Source organism: Quyinboa ferrireducens, from assembly GCF_042436675.1.
Taxonomy (GTDB): domain Bacteria; phylum Bacteroidota; class Bacteroidia; order Bacteroidales; family UBA5342; genus JBHJHP01.
Window position 1 is genome coordinate 216,243 of the sequence record NZ_JBHMVA010000005.1, and the last position, 16,926, is coordinate 233,168.

Sequence of the window (16,926 nt, forward strand, 5' to 3'; positions counted from 1 at the left end):
ATGACATATAGGCAAGTTGTATAGATCGACGGTTATTCTTTGTTCCCGAATCGGTATCGAATTCCCCAGGCCCCCTGGAGCAAACCAAATTCAGCATCCACATCATACGTGGGTTGAAGTTCAACATGCATTGAAATCCGTTTGTATTTTTCCAGTGGAATGAACTGTACGCCAACAGGAAATACTACACCTGTTAACACATTCATGTTTCCGCCAAAACCTACATATACATTATGAAACTCCTTATGAACAACATTAAAGCATATTACCAGTTCAGGTGTAATATCGTCAAATCCGGTATTACTGTACAATCTGAGTTCAGACCAGAATCTCTCTGAAAAGTTATATGCAAGTCCTGCCTTTGACAGAGAAGAGTTGTAATATGATACGCTTAACTGAGAATATCCTTTAGCTGAACAGAATAAAACAAAAATAAGTAAGATCAGGAATTTTTTTGAGGTTCTCATACAAACAGTATTATTCAATTGTCACCTACAAATAAAATAATACGAAACCACAAAAACATCACTGAAAACCATTAAAGTATATGTCACTGAAATCAGTGAAAAATCAGATACAAGACATAAAATAACGGTAATTACATATCACTTGGGACTAATATAAATCATGTTTCAAATATAGTTCCAACGGTAAGAGAAAACGTCTTGTGCATTCCTTGTGAGTACATTTGTACCTTTTGACGTTCTCTATAGTGACTTTGTCATGACCACAATAAGGAAGGGCATTTAGGCTTACAACGTATTAATTTTATCTACAAAAAATTTATGGTTTTATCTTACTGATATAACCTTATCAAAAATCATCCTGATATAGGAACTTAAATTTCTTCTATCTTTCTTAGACATCTCCTGAAGTTTTTATTAAACTCCTTGCTTACTTTCAATGTCAATATCTGATCTTGATCCGCCATTAGTATCACTTTATATAGCAAATATCAAATATTTGAATGATTTTTTTGATTATGTTTGTCCCGAAAATTTGGGAACTTATCAATAAATATATCACGCAAGAAAATCTATATGAAAATATTTTCATATATTTACAAAGTACAATTACTATATTAACCTTTTTATGATTTAAAAGCGTACCTTTGCAAATTTTTATTTTTTAGTGAAAAGTTGGCTCAAATTTTGTAACAATTATTGGTGTTTTGAGTATATATATTGAACACTTTTTTAAAAAAAGACGTTTTAAAGTAAAGATAGTAGACCATGCCAAAGAGAGAGAATATCATAAAACAGACCACTAATACTCTAACTGTTGAACTTTATGTAGAAATACATGAAGAAGATGGATATTTTGTAGCTTATTGTCCTGCTCTCGAATTATCTTCTTATGGTACAGATGAAGTTACGGCTAAAAAAAGATTCGAGAAAGAAGTTGAGATATTTTTTGTTGAAGCTTCCCAAAAAGGAACACTGGAGAAATATCTTTTAAAAATGGGTTGGACTTTAAGGAAGAAACCTGTTCCTAAATATACGCCTCCTAAGTTTACTGCACCTAAACAAATTAGGCGCACATCATTTACAGAGGATGTTGCAATACCTGTATGCTAAATGACTTACAAACCAATCCCCACAAAAAAATTCAAGAAATTTCTTAAAAAAAGAGGTTTAAAACACATTAGGGATAATGGTGATCATGAAATATGGGATTTCCCAAACGACAAGCAACTTTTAAGACCAGTAACTATTATTGGTTGTGAAAAAGAAATACCTCCACTGCATATAAAAACAAACTTATTAAATATGGGGATTGAATATGACGACTTCCTAAATGAGCTAAATTAACATTTTGTACCTAATACTGCATAGTTATACTAAAATATGAATACCAGAATTATTTCAATCTTTAACTAAAACTTTGCGAAGCTCTTCGCTTTACTCTGCGATTATCTGCGAGAAACAAAATATTAATTTACATCCTCACATCGTCAGGTTCAATAATTTTTTTCATGATGGCGTATACGGTCAATCCGGCGATGGTCTTGATGCCAAGTTTTTCGGTAATATTTTTTCGGTGGGTAATCACGGTATTGGCACTTATAAAAAGCTTTTCTGCAATTTCTTTATTGGAATAGCCCTGAGCCACAGCTCTCAGCACATCAACCTCGCGGTCACTTAACACATCGGGCATCTCAGAATCTGCAGCAGATTCAGACGCATTAAAAAAGTCCTGCAATTCCTCCAGAACCTCTTTCTGATTATCTGCATTCAACACCTGATATGGTAGTGCCTTATCCTTTTTAAGGTCTACACCAATCACCATAATTTTAACCTCAGAATCCAGTTTACGAAGCTTATTTACGCTTTCAGTTTTGGGTTCCGGTAAAATATCATCACTCATGATGAGATAATTCACCGGGTTTTCATGGGAAAGACTTTGAATGATACTTTTAAAATCGTTCATCTCAATAATATCCGGTTCATTACCGAGCACGCTCAGCATGGTTTTAATTCCAAACCGGCACATAAACTGTCCGGAAGCAATAATAAGCGTGTCTTTTTTGTCAGTGTGAACCATTGATCTCCAAAGCGATTTTTTCGAGTAATTTAACTTTCGGTATCAGAACTTTATCCTCAATACGGGAATGGTCTTCCAGATCCGCTTCCAGTCGAAAGAGTTCGGTCAGCAGTTTCTGACACAGCTCTTTACACAACAAGGGCGGAAGATACTTAATGATCAGATTCTTCAGATCACTGAGCTTAACCTCCAGATCTTCATGATTACGCTCATATTCCTCGATGGGCTCATGATCCAGTTCATTCTTCAGATGAGGCGGAATCTGTGCATGTTCCACGGCCTCCTCCAGCTCCAGCACATAGGGGAATATATTCTTATCCTCCTCTTCCAGGTGTTTGACAAGTTCTGTCCTGTAGTCCCTGAAAAAATCATTTAACAGTTTAATGTTTTTATGGTTTTCCTCATTGACTGTTTCCTGCATTTTGTCAATATAACCCTGAATCTCAGGAATCTTATCTTTCAGATACCACCGGTGTGTATTGGACAAATATTTAATTATCAGCTTTGCCGGATAATTCTGCAGCTGTTCCTGCGGGAAATACTGATGGTTATGAAAAGAGTTGATGATCTCCAGAAAAAACAGCGCATTGATCCCGTTATCATTGCAGACTTCAGATATCGTTTTATTTCCAAATCCATATTCGATACCAAAGCGTCCAATAATGGGAATTAAGCGGTAATCTCTGTGGATCACATCCGCCATCTTTGTATGTTCTGTAAAAGGTAAAACCGAATTCATTATATCAACACATTATCAGATTAATTATTAAAACGCTTTGAACTCAAATAAGTTGACCTCAAATGCAAAAGTCAGATAAAAAGGATACTTCCTGAATGAACAACCCCGCCGCAACAGACGCGATATCAATAAGGAATTATTCGTTTAATCGCCCTAAGGGGCAGGGAATAAAACCCATAGATCCCTCGACAAAAGCTCGGGATAAACTACAGCACATTTCCGAATTTCACGCCCACATAAACAGTTCGTGGTGTAACGGGTCCGTACATATAGGCCGGATCGCGGTCTTTTCCCTTGTCAAAATCAGACTGGTATGCGTTGAACACATTCTTCACCCCACACAGCCATTCCATCCGGGCATTTTTAAGCTGAACCGTATAGCTTATCTTCGCCCCAAAATCAAAAAAAGTCGGGGAAATTCTTAATTCACCAAGATCAGGATCAGTATCCGGACCGAAATATGGCACCAACATCTTCCCTGTGTAATTTCCTGTGGCTGACAAACAAATATTCTTAGCAAAGTCCCAGTCCAGGGCAAAAAATCCGTACTGGTTTGGTGTTCTGAAAAAGCGTGTTTCATTAAATTCCTGTGGTACGTCGTATTCACTTTTCTGAATTGTAAACCCGGATGTCAGTGAAAAATCTTCTGCCGGTCTCAACTTGAACTCTACATTAAACCCCGCAACAACAGCGCCATCCTCTGCATTTTTACGGGTATATACCACACGACCTGTTTCATCAGGAATTCCAATTTCATTCACAAACGGATCCTGCAAACGGGTATAAAATCCTTCAAGCAGCAATCCGGTGAATACCTTGCCGACCATCCCGTTATAATCGAACGATGCCATTATACTGTGGCTTGTTTCCTGCTTCAGGTTCGGATCATTAACATTAATGACCTGACGAGAACCGGATGTTTCAATATGCAGGTCTTCATCGAATATTTGCGGCGCACGATAGCCCTGTGAATAGCTCATGCGTGCCTGCAGATCATTTACAATTTTATACATCAGGCTCAGACGCGGACTGATGACATTGCCGCTTTTTACTTCAGAATCAGCCTTGGCATGATCCTGAATCCTGTAATGGTCGAAACGGGCACCAACAGCCACCGTGGCCCTGTTAAGCTTCAATTCGTACTGTGCAAAAGCACCTGTTGTAACCGATGACTGATCCGAAACGGTTGTATTTTCTGTATGAGGCACACTAAAGATTGAATCACCCGAAATAACGGCACTGGCGTAGTCAGGATACCCGAGTTTCTGATCCACCAGGTAACTACCGGTGTTTTCAATGCCTGTTACCAAAGATGAATGATCGAAAACGGCCTTATACTGAGCACCAATATTATACGTCCGGTCTTTGGATTTACCATAATCACTTAACGAATAGTTCGCACCGTAATAAGAATCCCTGTTCAGAAACTGTCCGGATGCAAAGACAGATAACATATCATATTGCCTGAAATACTGTTCGTATGTAATCGCTGCTGTTTTCAAATCGTGTGAAACGGCTTCGGCCACATCACGCTCATGCAGCGGATAATCCTGTTTGTTTCCACCTTCGCGATTTTCATTGATGGTAAAAAAATCGATGGCTACTTTGTTACGGAATCCCAGCTTTTGGAAGACACGTGCACCCAACGTAAGATTTTTCATGGGAGCAAGCTCTGAAAAGCCATCCCCGTTAGCATCAAACATTTGCCTATCACGGGTAAAACCGTATATGGCCAGTCCCGTTTTCTGATCTTCTGACACGATGGACGAATTAAAATTAACCGAATACTCCTGTGCTGCGCCACCGGATCCTTTTATCCCTACTCCGGTCATGGTATAGTTTGAACCGACTTCGTATGAGTTGCGAACCGGATCTTTAAGTATCAGGTTTATGGTTCCGGCAATAGCATTACTGCCAAACAATGCAGAACCACCTCCGCGCACCACCTCAACTTTTTCGATCATGTTCGACGGAATCAGCTCCAGACCATAAACCCCGGCCAGTCCGCTGAATATCGGACGGCTGTTAATAAGAATCTGGGAATATGGCCCTTCCATTCCATTCATGCGAACCTGTGTAAACCCACAGTTCTGACAGTTGTTTTCCAGACGCAATCCGGGACAGAAATTAAGCGATTCGCTCAGCGTAACAGATTGCGTGGTATTGAATAGTTTTGGCGAAAGGGTATTTACAATGACCGGTGCGTCGGTCCGTTTCATCGCGCTGCGGTCAGCCGATACCACCAGTTCATGTAAGTCCAGAACATCTTCTTCAAGATCAAACCTGATCTCAATTTTTTCGTTGGGCCTCGTTATCACCGTTCTTTCCTGAGGCTTATAACCCACAATGCGTGTTACTATGGTCAATTCACCAACAGGCAAATCCTCCAGTTCATAAAATCCGGTTGCATCGGTAAGTGTGCCAACTGTACTCCCTTTCACAGCCACTGATGCAAAAGGTATTTCGTTTTCTCCTGAGGTTACCCGGCCTTCGATACTGGCAGATGCTTTAGTATTTTCAGCCATAGCCATATTTAATCCGACTGACAATACAGCCAGTAATACAATACGTTTCATGATTACATTTAAATCGTTAGTAATAAATTAGGATCAGCATAAATGCTGAGAAAAGAGAATATGTCAGGTAAAGCTTGGAGGAGCTCTGCCCAATACGGAAGCAGAAAATGGTGTCATTACATTTCTGAACAGATCGGCTAAACGAATCAGATGCGTTTTCGCAATCTGTGCAAATGCAAAACTTAGAAGCACAAAGAATAAAAGGTGAAGGTGATGCAGCATCATAAAATCTACCGATGTATGATGATGTGTTTTAAACGGTGTTTGTTCTGTTGTTTTATTGTATGGATGAGCATGTGTGATTACAGTTCCGTCAGGCAACTTATGTGTATGCAGGTATACCGTTTGGGTTACCACATACATGGTAAATGCTGCAAGCAAAAAACAGGAGATGGCTCTATGTAACGCTTTAACTCTCATCCTTTAAGATTTCACTACAAAGATAGAGCGCGTATTCCGGTTGGAAATACCAAGATGTTATGATTTTTTAGCGATGGTTTCGTTACAAACGAAGCCCTCGCTTGTCGCGCAGTTCTCAAATCAACCAAATACCTGTTTAGCAGTACAAACAGCAATTCACAATCAGGGTAAGCCCATAATCAAGGTACAATAACTGTATACGTATCAAAAAAGACCGAACGCTGATATAACCTCTGCAATATCAATAGGTTAACTAATTTTAACAGTTAACTTAAAAAAACGAGACATGCGACTAAAGACCTTTTTACTCCTATTAGGAATTCTGATGTCCTTTACATTTAAAGGACAGGTAAGGACTGTTACAGGTGTTGTTACTTCTGCGGAAGACAATTCACCTATACCAGGTGTAACAGTAGTTTTGGAAGGCACCTCTTCCGGCTCCATCACTGATATTGATGGGAAATATTCCATTGAGGTACCTGCCAATGCAAAAGTCCTGGTGTTTTCATTTGTGGGAATGGAGACACAATACGTAGATGTAAGCGGTAAAACCGTTTTAAACGTGACCCTGAAACCAGCTAACATTAACATTGAGGAACTTGTAGTTACGGCCATGGGGATTAAGCGTGAAGCCAAAGCATTGGGATACGCCACTTCCCAGGTTTCATCGGATGACATTATGAAATCAGGCGAACAGAATGCCATTCAGGCCTTATCAGCCAAGGCTTCAGGTGTTCAGGTGGTAAGTTCAGCCGGCGTACCTGGAGCTTCCAGTAAGATCATCATCCGCGGAAGTTCGTCGTTTACCGGCAATAACCAGCCGTTGATAGTTGTAGATGGTGTTCCTATTGACAATTCCACTATTCAGACTGTTGCCGGAGATAACCCGTACAACAAGGATCTGGAAGGTGTAGACCCGTCAAACGGTGCGCTGGACATTAACCCGGCCGATGTGGAAAGTGTAACAATACTTAAAGGTCCGGCTGCAGCAGCGCTTTATGGTGTAAGGGCAGCAAACGGCGCCATTGTTTACACGACCAAACGCGGATCCAAAGGTAAAATCAGGGCATCATACGATTATTCCCTGGAATTATCTGAGGTGAACAAACTTCCTGAATTTCAGAATGTATATTCCCAGGGAGATAACGGGGAATATAATATGGATACGTATGTTAGCTGGGGGGCCAGACTTTCTGATTTAGGCATTCAACCCACAGATAATGTTGACAATTTCTTTCGGACGGGCGTTTCACATATTCATAACTTTTCGGTATCCGGAGGCGGTGATAAAGGCTCTGTAAGGTTATCAATAGGCAATTCGACCCTTGAAGGGATCATTCCCAATACGTATTACGACCGTACCTCTGCCCGTTTAACCGGTGATGCCGATGTGGCTCCCGGCTTAAAAATAAACGGAACTGCGGCATATATTAAATCCGGAGGAAACAAAGCACAAAAAGGTAGTAACCTCGCCGGTCTTATGCTTTCATTATTCAGAACACCGGTGAGCTATAATCTGAATGATCCGGCAGAAGGCGGTTATGAAACGCCTGAAGGCGTTCAAAGAAAGTACATCGACTACTTTGACAACCCGTATTGGTCAGCTTATAACAACACGTTCAAAAACAGCCAGGACAGGTTTATGGGAAATACCGGTTTCAACTACAATTACAAATGGCTTACCCTGGATTATAAAGTAGGAATTGACTTTTATACGGATTCCAGGAAGGGAATAATCGCACTGGGTTCAAACGGTGGAGATGCAGGTGATGGTTTAGGTGAAGTAACGGAAAACATGAAACGTAACCGCGAGTTCTACTCCAACTTTATCGTCTCAGCAAAACACCAATTCGGGGAAAACTTACTGGGAAATTTAAGTCTGGGTCATAACCTGAATGAACAGTTTTACCAGAACCTCTTCGGAAGAGCAAGGAATCTGTCTGCACCTGACTTTTACAACCTGAGTAATGGCTCCGACCTTTACAGTTACGAAGAACAATATACTGTACGGACAGCAGCCCTGTTTTTTGTCGCTGATCTGGAATGGCAGGATATGTTATTTCTGAACGTTACCGGCCGAAACGAATGGGCTTCAACCCTGGGTAGTGCTAAAAAAGATTTCTTCTATCCGTCTGTTACCGGTTCATTTGTATTCTCTGAAGTATTACCGGAAAATAACATCCTCAGTTTTGGTAAAGCCAGACTTGGATGGGCAAAAGCTGGTAATAATCCACAAGCGTATAAGTATACATACGAAGCGTACCGGACTCAAACCTATTATACGCAGCCTTCTGTGGCAGCTGGCATGACAAACGGTCTGGGCTGGCCTTACCTTGGTCAGAACGGATTTACAAGAGCCGCAACCATGGGTAACGACGAACTGCGTCCGGAATTGACTACCGGTATTGAAGGTGGTCTTGACCTGCGGTTCTTTAATGGCAGAATTTATACCGATTTGACGTATTACTATCAGACCACAACAGATATTCTGGTTCAGCGCCCGATTGCCTCAACCTCAGGTTACCAGTACATATGGGAGAACTCCGGTGAAATGGTAAACAAAGGAGTTGAGATAACCCTTGGTATAACACCGGTTAAATCATCCCAGTTTCGCTGGGACATCATTGGCAACTTCAGCCGAAATGTAAATGAAGTTCTTAAACTGAACGATGCCGTTGATGCTGAAGGCAATCCAGTAGTCAAAGAAATTGAAATAGAATCAGCATTTACAGGTTTCGGTTCATATGCAATAGTAGGAAAACCTTACGGTGCCTTGTATTCCGATATGTGGTTGCGCGATGATAACGGACTGATGGTCTGCGATGCTGAAGGGTATCCTATTATTGCTGATAACAGAGGATATGTTGGCAACCCGTTTCCTGACTGGATGGCCAATATACGGAATACGTTTCAGTATCAAAATCTGAGTCTGAGCTTCCTGCTGGATATTCGTCAGGGTGGCGATCTGTGGGGTGGTACCATCGCCCGTTTAAACCAGATAGGACGTACAGCTATAACAGCCGACCGCGAAGGAACAATCATCGTGGAAGGTGTGAAAGAAGATGGCACTCCTAACGATGTTCCCATCACCAAGGAGGATTATTACCGCTATGTACTTGGAGACTGGGGACCCGGTGAAAATGCACGTTACGACGGATCATGGATCCGGTTGCGCGACCTTTCCCTGTCGTACAAATACCGTACAAAAGGTAAAGTTTCAAACTACATTAAAGACATCACACTCACAGCTACAGGCCGTAACTTATGGTTAAAAACGGATTATCCCGGTGTTGACCCTGAAACAAGCCTGACCGGTGCCGGATCGAATCTGAATGGTTTCGATTACTTTAATATGCCGGGTACCAAATCATATCTGTTCAGTGTAAAAGTAAACTTTTAAAAAACCGCACATATGAAAATCTTAAAATTCACAATAGGAATAGTTTGTGCTTTAGCACTCACTACAGGATGTACAGAGAGTTACATCGAAGGATACGATGTTTCGCCCAATGACCCGTCTGTGGTACCTGAGGCGAACCTGCTAACGGCTGCCGAGGTTGCCCTATTCGGAAATGTAACCGGTGAAATGGCCCGCGAAACATCTGTTTTCATGCAAAGCCAGGCTGGCTTAAAAGACCAGTCCCTGGAGGAACATGCGCGCTACCGGATCTTTGAAGGTGATAACCAGAACGACTGGGAATCCATCTATACCGATTGGCTTGATCCGGCCTGTGACCTTATCGACAAGGCAGAAGGTATAAATCCGTATTACAAAGGAATAGGTTTGATCCTGAAAGCCTGGGCCGGTGCTTATACCAGCGACATTTGGGGAGATATTCCGTTTTCTCAGGCCATTAAGGGACTGGAAAACCTGAATCCGGAATACGATACACAGGAAATGGTTTATCAACAGGCCCAGAACCTATTGAGTCAGGCCATTACAGAATTGAGTAAACCAGAAAGTGCTAACCTGCTTCTTCCCGGGTCGGATGACCTTATTTTTGAAGGAGATGCAGAGAAATGGATTAAACTGGCATGGACACTTAAGGCACGCTACTTCAACCGGGTCAGTAAACACTACGCCTACAGTGCAGACAGTGTGCTGTATTGTCTGCAGTTTGGGATGACAGAGGAAGCTGATAATGCCATGGCTGTTTTTGGTGAAACGGCAAACAATGCCAACCAGTGGTATGCCTTTTATGTGTTACGTCCCGGTTATATGGGCATGGGAGCCTACCTGGTAGACCGGCTCAAAGCGAATAGCGACCCTAGATTACCATTTTACTGTGCTGAAGATGCCAACGGGAATTACACCCCTTCGGGAATTGACACGCGTACACCTGTACTCGATGCCAGTGAAATTGGTCCGCTGTTTAACGCTTCCGCCCAACCGGTTCCTTTGGTCACATCTTTTGAAGCCAAATTCCTGGAAGCCGAAGCTCAGTTAAGAAAAGGAAGTAACGACCTGGCAGCCCAGGCTTGTAACGACGGAATAAAAGCATCTGTTTTATGGGCTACAGGAGCTGATGCCCCGGAAGAATTTGTTACTGCCATAGCTTCTCTGACCGCTACAGACATCAATCTTGAGACGATCATCCTTAATAAATATGATGCCATGTTTACACAGCTGGAAGTATGGACAGACTGGCGCAGAACAGGTTATCCGGTTCTTACACCTAATCCCGATCCGCTCGCCAATCAGAACGGTATACCTTTCCGATACCCGACCTGTATCAGCGAACGTAACTATAACAGCAACGCCATAGTCGTAAACAACAACTATATCAAACCCTGGTTTGCAGAGTAGGAAACACACAAACAATCAGGTCGGGAGGTCACACGTTGTGTGGCCTCTCTTTTTTTCAAAAGGTTTAGATGAAGAATAAACCATATGGAAACAGATTTCATCATTGTGCCAATTTTTCGCTAAATTTCTGACCCGAAACAAAATTGACGACAAATGAAACATGCATTCACGATCCTGATCAACTTATTTTTACTTGCAGGTTTAATTTCCGGTTGTGGCTCAAAGAAAAAAGAAACCCCTCAGGACATGATGGATGCGGCTTCGGAATTGTATTACCAGGAACCATACCGCCCACAATTTCATTTCTCGCCCGATTCCATGTGGATGAACGATCCGAATGGCATGGTATACTACGACGGAGAATATCATTTGTTTTACCAGTATTACCCCGACAGCACCGTTTGGGGACCTATGCACTGGGGACATGCAGTCAGCACCGACCTGGTTCACTGGCAACATTTACCCATTGCACTTTATCCCGACAGCCTGGGCGATATCTTTTCAGGAAGTGCAGTCATCGACTGGAATAATACCACCGGCTTCGGTAAGGACAATATTCCCCCTATGGTTGCCATCTTTACGTATCATGATCCGGTTGGAGCCGAAAAAGGCAGAAAAAACTTCCAGACGCAGGGTATAGCTTACAGTCTGGACAAAGGCAGAACCTGGACAAAATATGCACATAATCCGGTCCTGAAAAATCCGGGAATTATCGATTTCCGTGATCCAAAAGTGATCTGGTATGAGCCGGATAACAAATGGATCATGGCCCTGGCCGTAAAAGATCATATTAGTCTTTATTCTTCAAAAGACATGAAATCATGGCAGCACGAAAGTGATTTTCGTTCTGATATAGCATCCTATGGCGGTGTATGGGAATGTCCGGATCTCTTTCCATTAAAGTCAGACAACAACAAGGAGAAATGGGTACTGATTGTCAACATCAATCCGGGTGCGCCCAATGGTGGCTCAGGCACACAGTATTTTGTTGGGGAATTTGATGGGCACACATTTACCAATGAGAACAAAGAGCTTTTCTGGATTGATTACGGGAAAGACGATTATGCCGGAGTGACATGGTCTGATATACCTAGGTCCGATGGCCGCCGAATATTTATGGGATGGATGAGTAACTGGCAATACGGGCAGGTTGTTCCCACTGAAAAATGGCGCAGTGCCATGACCTTCCCCAGAACACTGACACTGAAAAAAGAAAACGGGAATTACCGCATTCTGTCCAATCCGGTCAGGGAAATAAAAAACATCCAGGAAAAACTCGAAATTGTATCAGATTTGAAACCGAATAAAAAAGGCAATTATTCAGGTTATCTGCCCTTTCGTTCCAGTCCACAGGAACTCAAAATTACAGTCAAAAGCAAAACAGAAAACCTTAGTGATTTCGCATTGACCTTATCCAACGATTTTAAACAACAACTGATTTTTGGTTATAATGCAAAACAACAGCAGTTCTATATCAACCGGGACAAATCAGGCGATGTATCTTTTTCAAATGAATTTACGGGCAACCATATCGCACCATTCAGTATTAACAATTCAGAAATAAAACTGCATATTTTACTCGATATCTCCAGCATCGAAGTATTCATCAACGGGGGAGAGCTTGTGATGACTGAAATTGTTTTCCCTTCACAACCATACGATCTGTATAAAATCTCCGGTTCAGATATAAAAGTTACGCAATTTGAAGCCATCCGTCTGAAAAGTATCTGGTAAAGGAAGGAACCTGAATATTCATGAATCTATTTTCATTGTAGTTTCTGCAAATTTCACTGAAACTGTACATTATAAGCACAGAGAGGAAAATTGACAGGCTGTTTATAATTAATTGTAACCGGGAATTTTGGTTACAGTAATCAAATTTACGTAAATTTATAATGGATGTTCCTGACTAGCAGATAGTCCTCTCCCAATACTTTTCAGTTCAAAGAAATAACCTCAAATTTACTCACCATGCGCAGGTCTCTGCTTTGTTTTCCATCCCTGGGAATTTTACTGTTTGGATTTGTTTCAAACGTCAGTGGTCAGATCTGGAATACCCAGATTGCTGATAGTACCGGAATTGCAAAAGGATCGTACATATCCTTTGCGCTTGATAAAAATGATAACGCCCATATTCTTTATCAGGATCTGGATTTACTGGACCTTAAATATGTCACCAATAAAAATGGCAGCTGGAAGATTACCAACCTTGATACGTTTGGCATCAGTGGAACGGAATCTTCAATGGCAATAGACCAGGATGACAGGCTCCATATTTGTTTCCATAGGGATCCCGGAGTATTAAATGTAAATAGCATTATTTACGGACAGTATGCCAATAATCAATGGACCTTTGAAGAAGTAGACACAACACGCGATATTGCATTAATACAAACAGACATAAACACGTATAAAGACGAAAAAGTCGCAGTGATATATGCCCATCCGTCACAGGATAAACTGATATATGCGGAAAAAAGCGGAACGGAATGGAATAAGGAAACTGTTGATGCAAATTTTTCAGGATTACTGTCAAGGCTCCTTTTTAAAAAAGACGGCACCCCAGTTATTTGCTCCATTACTGATGACACAGTCAGTGTTTATCATCGCAATTCTTCAGTATGGCAGGTCAAGAAATTATATGTAGCACATGCACCTGTCTTACCTCCCATCAGAACTTTTGATGTTGCCATTGACTCTGAAGATAATTTACACTTCACCTGTAATGTTCTTGATCCTGATTATATTACGTTTTGTAATACCAGTTACTACTATTATAACTGGCAGGATTTAAGCGTTCATGAACTCGGAATGAGCGGTCTGGCAACACCATTATCAATTTTTGTTGATCCCAAAGATGATATTTACGTGTTTACTGTGGATACAGAATTTGTATTGTACAAAAACACAACAGATCAATGGGAAAGAATTGCCATTACAGATGAAGTATCTCCTGAGGGAAATGCGTCCCTTAAAATGGACAGTCATAACAACCCGTACATCGCATTTTTCGGTCTCCCTGATAATGCGCCGCATAACAAGCAGTCCTATGTAATGTGCTTTCGCTATTTTTCTTCTTCGCCGGTTATTGAAACGACACCGGAATCCATCAGTTTCGGAGATGTCTGGGTCAACAGTTATTCGGATGAATACATTACCATTGCCAACAAAAGTAATATTCCGTTGACCGTAAAAAATATTCAACCGGAAAACACAACGGTTTTCATCAGTATTAGTGCTTCACTCCCAAAACTATTAATGCCATGGCAATCGACGACCTTTCAACTCCGGTTCAATCCCGACCTTATTTCAGATTTTAACGACGCTATACTCATCTATTCAGATGATATCTATAACCCTGTCGATACAGTTAATGTAACAGGATCCGGGGTGGATAATGATGCTCAGGGCACCTTAAAACTTAAGGTTAACGATGTGTATTTCAGTGAAGAATATCTGGCTCTGAACTATACACAGCCAGCCGAAGATGTATCCGTTAGTTTGTATCAGAACAACATTAAAGTTGCAGGTCCGGTCACAACCGATCATAACGGTTTATCTCAACTTCCGGATCTGGCACAGGGTCATTATATCATAAAGGCATCCAAACAAATCTTTGAGCCCAATGGCAATGCCCATGAAGTTACAGTGAACCAAAACATAGAAATTGGTCCGGCGGTTAATTCAGCAAGCTTGTCTTTTCCTGATTCACTACTCACTTTTAAATACAAATTAATGCATGACCTCAAACACATATCTCCGCAAAAATATGGACATCTTAACAACTATAGTTATGTGGGTGACTTTACCTACAAAAACAGCCTTGCCGGCATCTATGATATGATGGATAACTGGAATCAGTACATGACGGACCAGAAAGCACAGAGTCTGGCACGACTTATTCTTGTAGAACAATTTACATACGATTTATTTAAAGACGGAACCATTACAGGCAGTGACATGATGAACTGCTTCGGAGATTTGATTGCATACATCTACTATTCCGACGATTGGGGCATGGATCTCATAAAGTTCCTGAAGGCTATTGCAAAACTCCCGGCTGGAGGGGCACAGGAACTTTACGACCTGCTACTTCAGATTCTGATGCGGGAACTGATAAAACTGGCAGTAATTGATAATGTAGATATGACTGTAAAATTTGTTGCCGGCGAGGTTGGATATCCTGCAGCTAAACCAATTCTTAATGGATGGAAGCTTTTAAAGAAGAACTACGCCGGTTTCGGCATTCATGGTTTTTCGGAAGTAAAATGGGATAAAATTGCAGGAATGGTATTTGAAGATCTTGAAGAACCATTTATACAGCTGGCATACATTAATGCTCAAACCGGCATGTGTATTGAGAAAGCCGGACAGTTAAGTCTTAAACTGGATCAAACCGGCACGCTGGAAGATGCCATAATAAAGAAAATTGAATTCATACGCGATGAAAAAAGTGCAACGGAAACTGTCCATACTTACAGTGACGGTCTGCGAACAGCCGCTGCCTTGATGATGCAAACAGCAGCTATCCTGGACTGGATAAGCACCCTTGATCCCACCGGAATAGGAAACTACCTGGAACAGGCCGCTTTTTACATTAAAGCAAGCGCGTATGTTGAGGTAGGAACTGCACTTACCATTTCTACAGTAACCTACTTTTTAATGCCGCTGGAAATGAGAGATGCTGTCGACAAAATATATTATCCGTATGGGACGAAGAGCATTAATTTAAACAACACGTCATTACTGACAGCTGAGAGATCAATATCAGTGAAAACGTATACGAATCCATTATCTCTGCGGCTGAAAGAAAGTTCCACCAGCTTTAACACTGAACTTGAAACGATACGAACAAAAATAACGGACAGCCAGGAGTGGGAAGCTGTCAAGTCACTGTTTGATTTAAGAGAAGCCGAACTGGCTTATGAAAAAGAACTTAAAAATGCAATGTATCCGGTATTATCCGGAGCTCATCTGGCACATCAAACCATACCAGGTTTTGAAACAGAATACGATACACTGGTGGCAAACTATACCAATTCTGCCATGAACCGCCTGAATGCATATCTAACCATCATTACCCTGGCTGCGGACAGCAGCGATGCCACCAAAGAAAAAGTGCTGGCATACATCGATACGTGTATGAGCGGCGTACAGAAATTAGCAGATCAGACCAACCATGTACTTAATTTAATATCAGATCATATTCAACTGGAGGCCAGTATTGCTGCTAACAATTTATCACAAAGTGCATTTACGGTTAATGATGATGAAGAAAGTGTGGTTTCTTTTAAAGTTAAAAATTATGGTGACTCTGCAACGTCCGGTGTAAGTGCACGATTTTCTCCGGGACCGGGACTAACCGTACTTGGATCCGATTCGGTATATATAGGCGATTTGCAGCCGGGTCAGGAGAGTGATGAACTTACCTTCACCCTCTTTTTCACTACGGATACCCTGAAACAATCCGTTTGGAATATTGATTTCACCACAACACATGGCCACTCTTTTCCGGCTGATGGTATATTGATTTATGGCAATAACACCGGCACACAGAATAAACCGCCTACACTGCCTGCAATGGTTAGCAGCTATCCCAATCCTGCAGACAACAATGTGGTATTTAAATTTGACTTAAACAGTAAAAAGCTTATTAAAATAGAGGTATTTAACCAACTCGGTCAGTTGATATCTATGCCACTCCACAAAACGGTAAGCGCCGGAGAGTACACCTTTGACTTTAGTACAGCTTTGTTCTCCAACGGTACTTACCTGTGCAGGATAAGTGTTGATGATGCTGTGATTGAAACAAAACAGATTGTGGTTATCCACTAAGAAAT

The 16,926-nt window shown here is 41.4% G+C and carries 11 protein-coding genes; 6 read left to right on the forward strand and 5 right to left on the reverse strand.

The window, feature by feature from the left end; translation table 11 throughout:
• Positions 1 to 32: 32 nt before the first annotated feature.
• The gene (locus ACE01N_RS10110) at positions 33 to 467 is read right to left on the reverse strand and encodes a hypothetical protein (protein WP_380587979.1); all 435 of its coding nucleotides are present in this window, start codon (positions 465 to 467) and stop codon (positions 33 to 35) included.
• A gap of 765 nt (positions 468 to 1,232) precedes the next feature.
• Between ACE01N_RS10110 and ACE01N_RS10115 the strand changes: the two genes are divergently transcribed.
• Positions 1,233 to 1,577, forward strand: a complete 345-nt coding sequence (locus tag ACE01N_RS10115; RefSeq protein WP_380587982.1) for a hypothetical protein — start codon at positions 1,233 to 1,235, stop codon at positions 1,575 to 1,577.
• The gene (locus ACE01N_RS10120) at positions 1,578 to 1,811 is read left to right on the forward strand and encodes a hypothetical protein (protein WP_380587985.1); all 234 of its coding nucleotides are present in this window, start codon (positions 1,578 to 1,580) and stop codon (positions 1,809 to 1,811) included. It begins immediately after the preceding gene.
• Positions 1,812 to 1,938: 127 nt separating this feature from the next.
• Here the strand turns inward: ACE01N_RS10120 and ACE01N_RS10125 are convergent, their stop codons facing one another.
• From ACE01N_RS10125 to ACE01N_RS10140, 4 genes are all read right to left on the reverse strand, one after another.
• On the reverse strand, positions 1,939 to 2,544 hold the full coding sequence (locus tag ACE01N_RS10125; RefSeq protein WP_380587988.1) for a response regulator transcription factor: 606 nt from the start codon (positions 2,542 to 2,544) through the stop codon (positions 1,939 to 1,941).
• Positions 2,531 to 3,283 carry a hemerythrin domain-containing protein gene (locus ACE01N_RS10130; protein WP_380587991.1) on the reverse strand — a complete coding sequence of 251 codons (753 nt, stop codon included), beginning with the start codon at positions 3,281 to 3,283 and terminating at the stop codon, positions 2,531 to 2,533. The genes ACE01N_RS10125 and ACE01N_RS10130 overlap by 14 nt, the downstream gene beginning before the upstream one ends.
• A 206-nt stretch (positions 3,284 to 3,489) precedes the next feature.
• Positions 3,490 to 5,859, reverse strand: a complete 2,370-nt coding sequence (locus tag ACE01N_RS10135; protein WP_380587994.1) for a TonB-dependent receptor — start codon at positions 5,857 to 5,859, stop codon at positions 3,490 to 3,492.
• 63 nt (positions 5,860 to 5,922) lie between these two features.
• Entirely contained in the window at positions 5,923 to 6,279 is a 357-nt protein-coding gene (locus tag ACE01N_RS10140) for a hypothetical protein (RefSeq protein WP_375729695.1), read from the reverse strand.
• A 286-nt stretch (positions 6,280 to 6,565) separates the two neighbouring features.
• Here ACE01N_RS10140 and ACE01N_RS10145 point away from each other — a divergent pair, with 286 nt between their 5' ends.
• The 4 genes from ACE01N_RS10145 (at position 6,566) to ACE01N_RS10160 (ending at position 16,921) form a co-directional block, all read left to right on the forward strand.
• Positions 6,566 to 9,679: a SusC/RagA family TonB-linked outer membrane protein gene (locus ACE01N_RS10145; protein WP_380587999.1), complete on the forward strand. Its 3,114-nt coding sequence runs from the start codon at positions 6,566 to 6,568 to the stop codon at positions 9,677 to 9,679.
• Between the two features lie 12 nt (positions 9,680 to 9,691).
• Positions 9,692 to 11,086 carry a SusD/RagB family nutrient-binding outer membrane lipoprotein gene (locus ACE01N_RS10150; protein WP_380588002.1) on the forward strand — a complete coding sequence of 465 codons (1,395 nt, stop codon included), beginning with the start codon at positions 9,692 to 9,694 and terminating at the stop codon, positions 11,084 to 11,086.
• A gap of 153 nt (positions 11,087 to 11,239) precedes the next feature.
• Entirely contained in the window at positions 11,240 to 12,820 is a 1,581-nt protein-coding gene (locus ACE01N_RS10155; RefSeq protein WP_380588005.1) for a glycoside hydrolase family 32 protein, read from the forward strand.
• Positions 12,821 to 13,057: 237 nt separating this feature from the next.
• A complete protein-coding gene (locus ACE01N_RS10160) occupies positions 13,058 to 16,921 on the forward strand; it encodes a T9SS type A sorting domain-containing protein (protein WP_380588008.1) in 3,864 nt (1,287 codons plus the stop codon).
• Positions 16,922 to 16,926 lie beyond the last annotated feature (5 nt).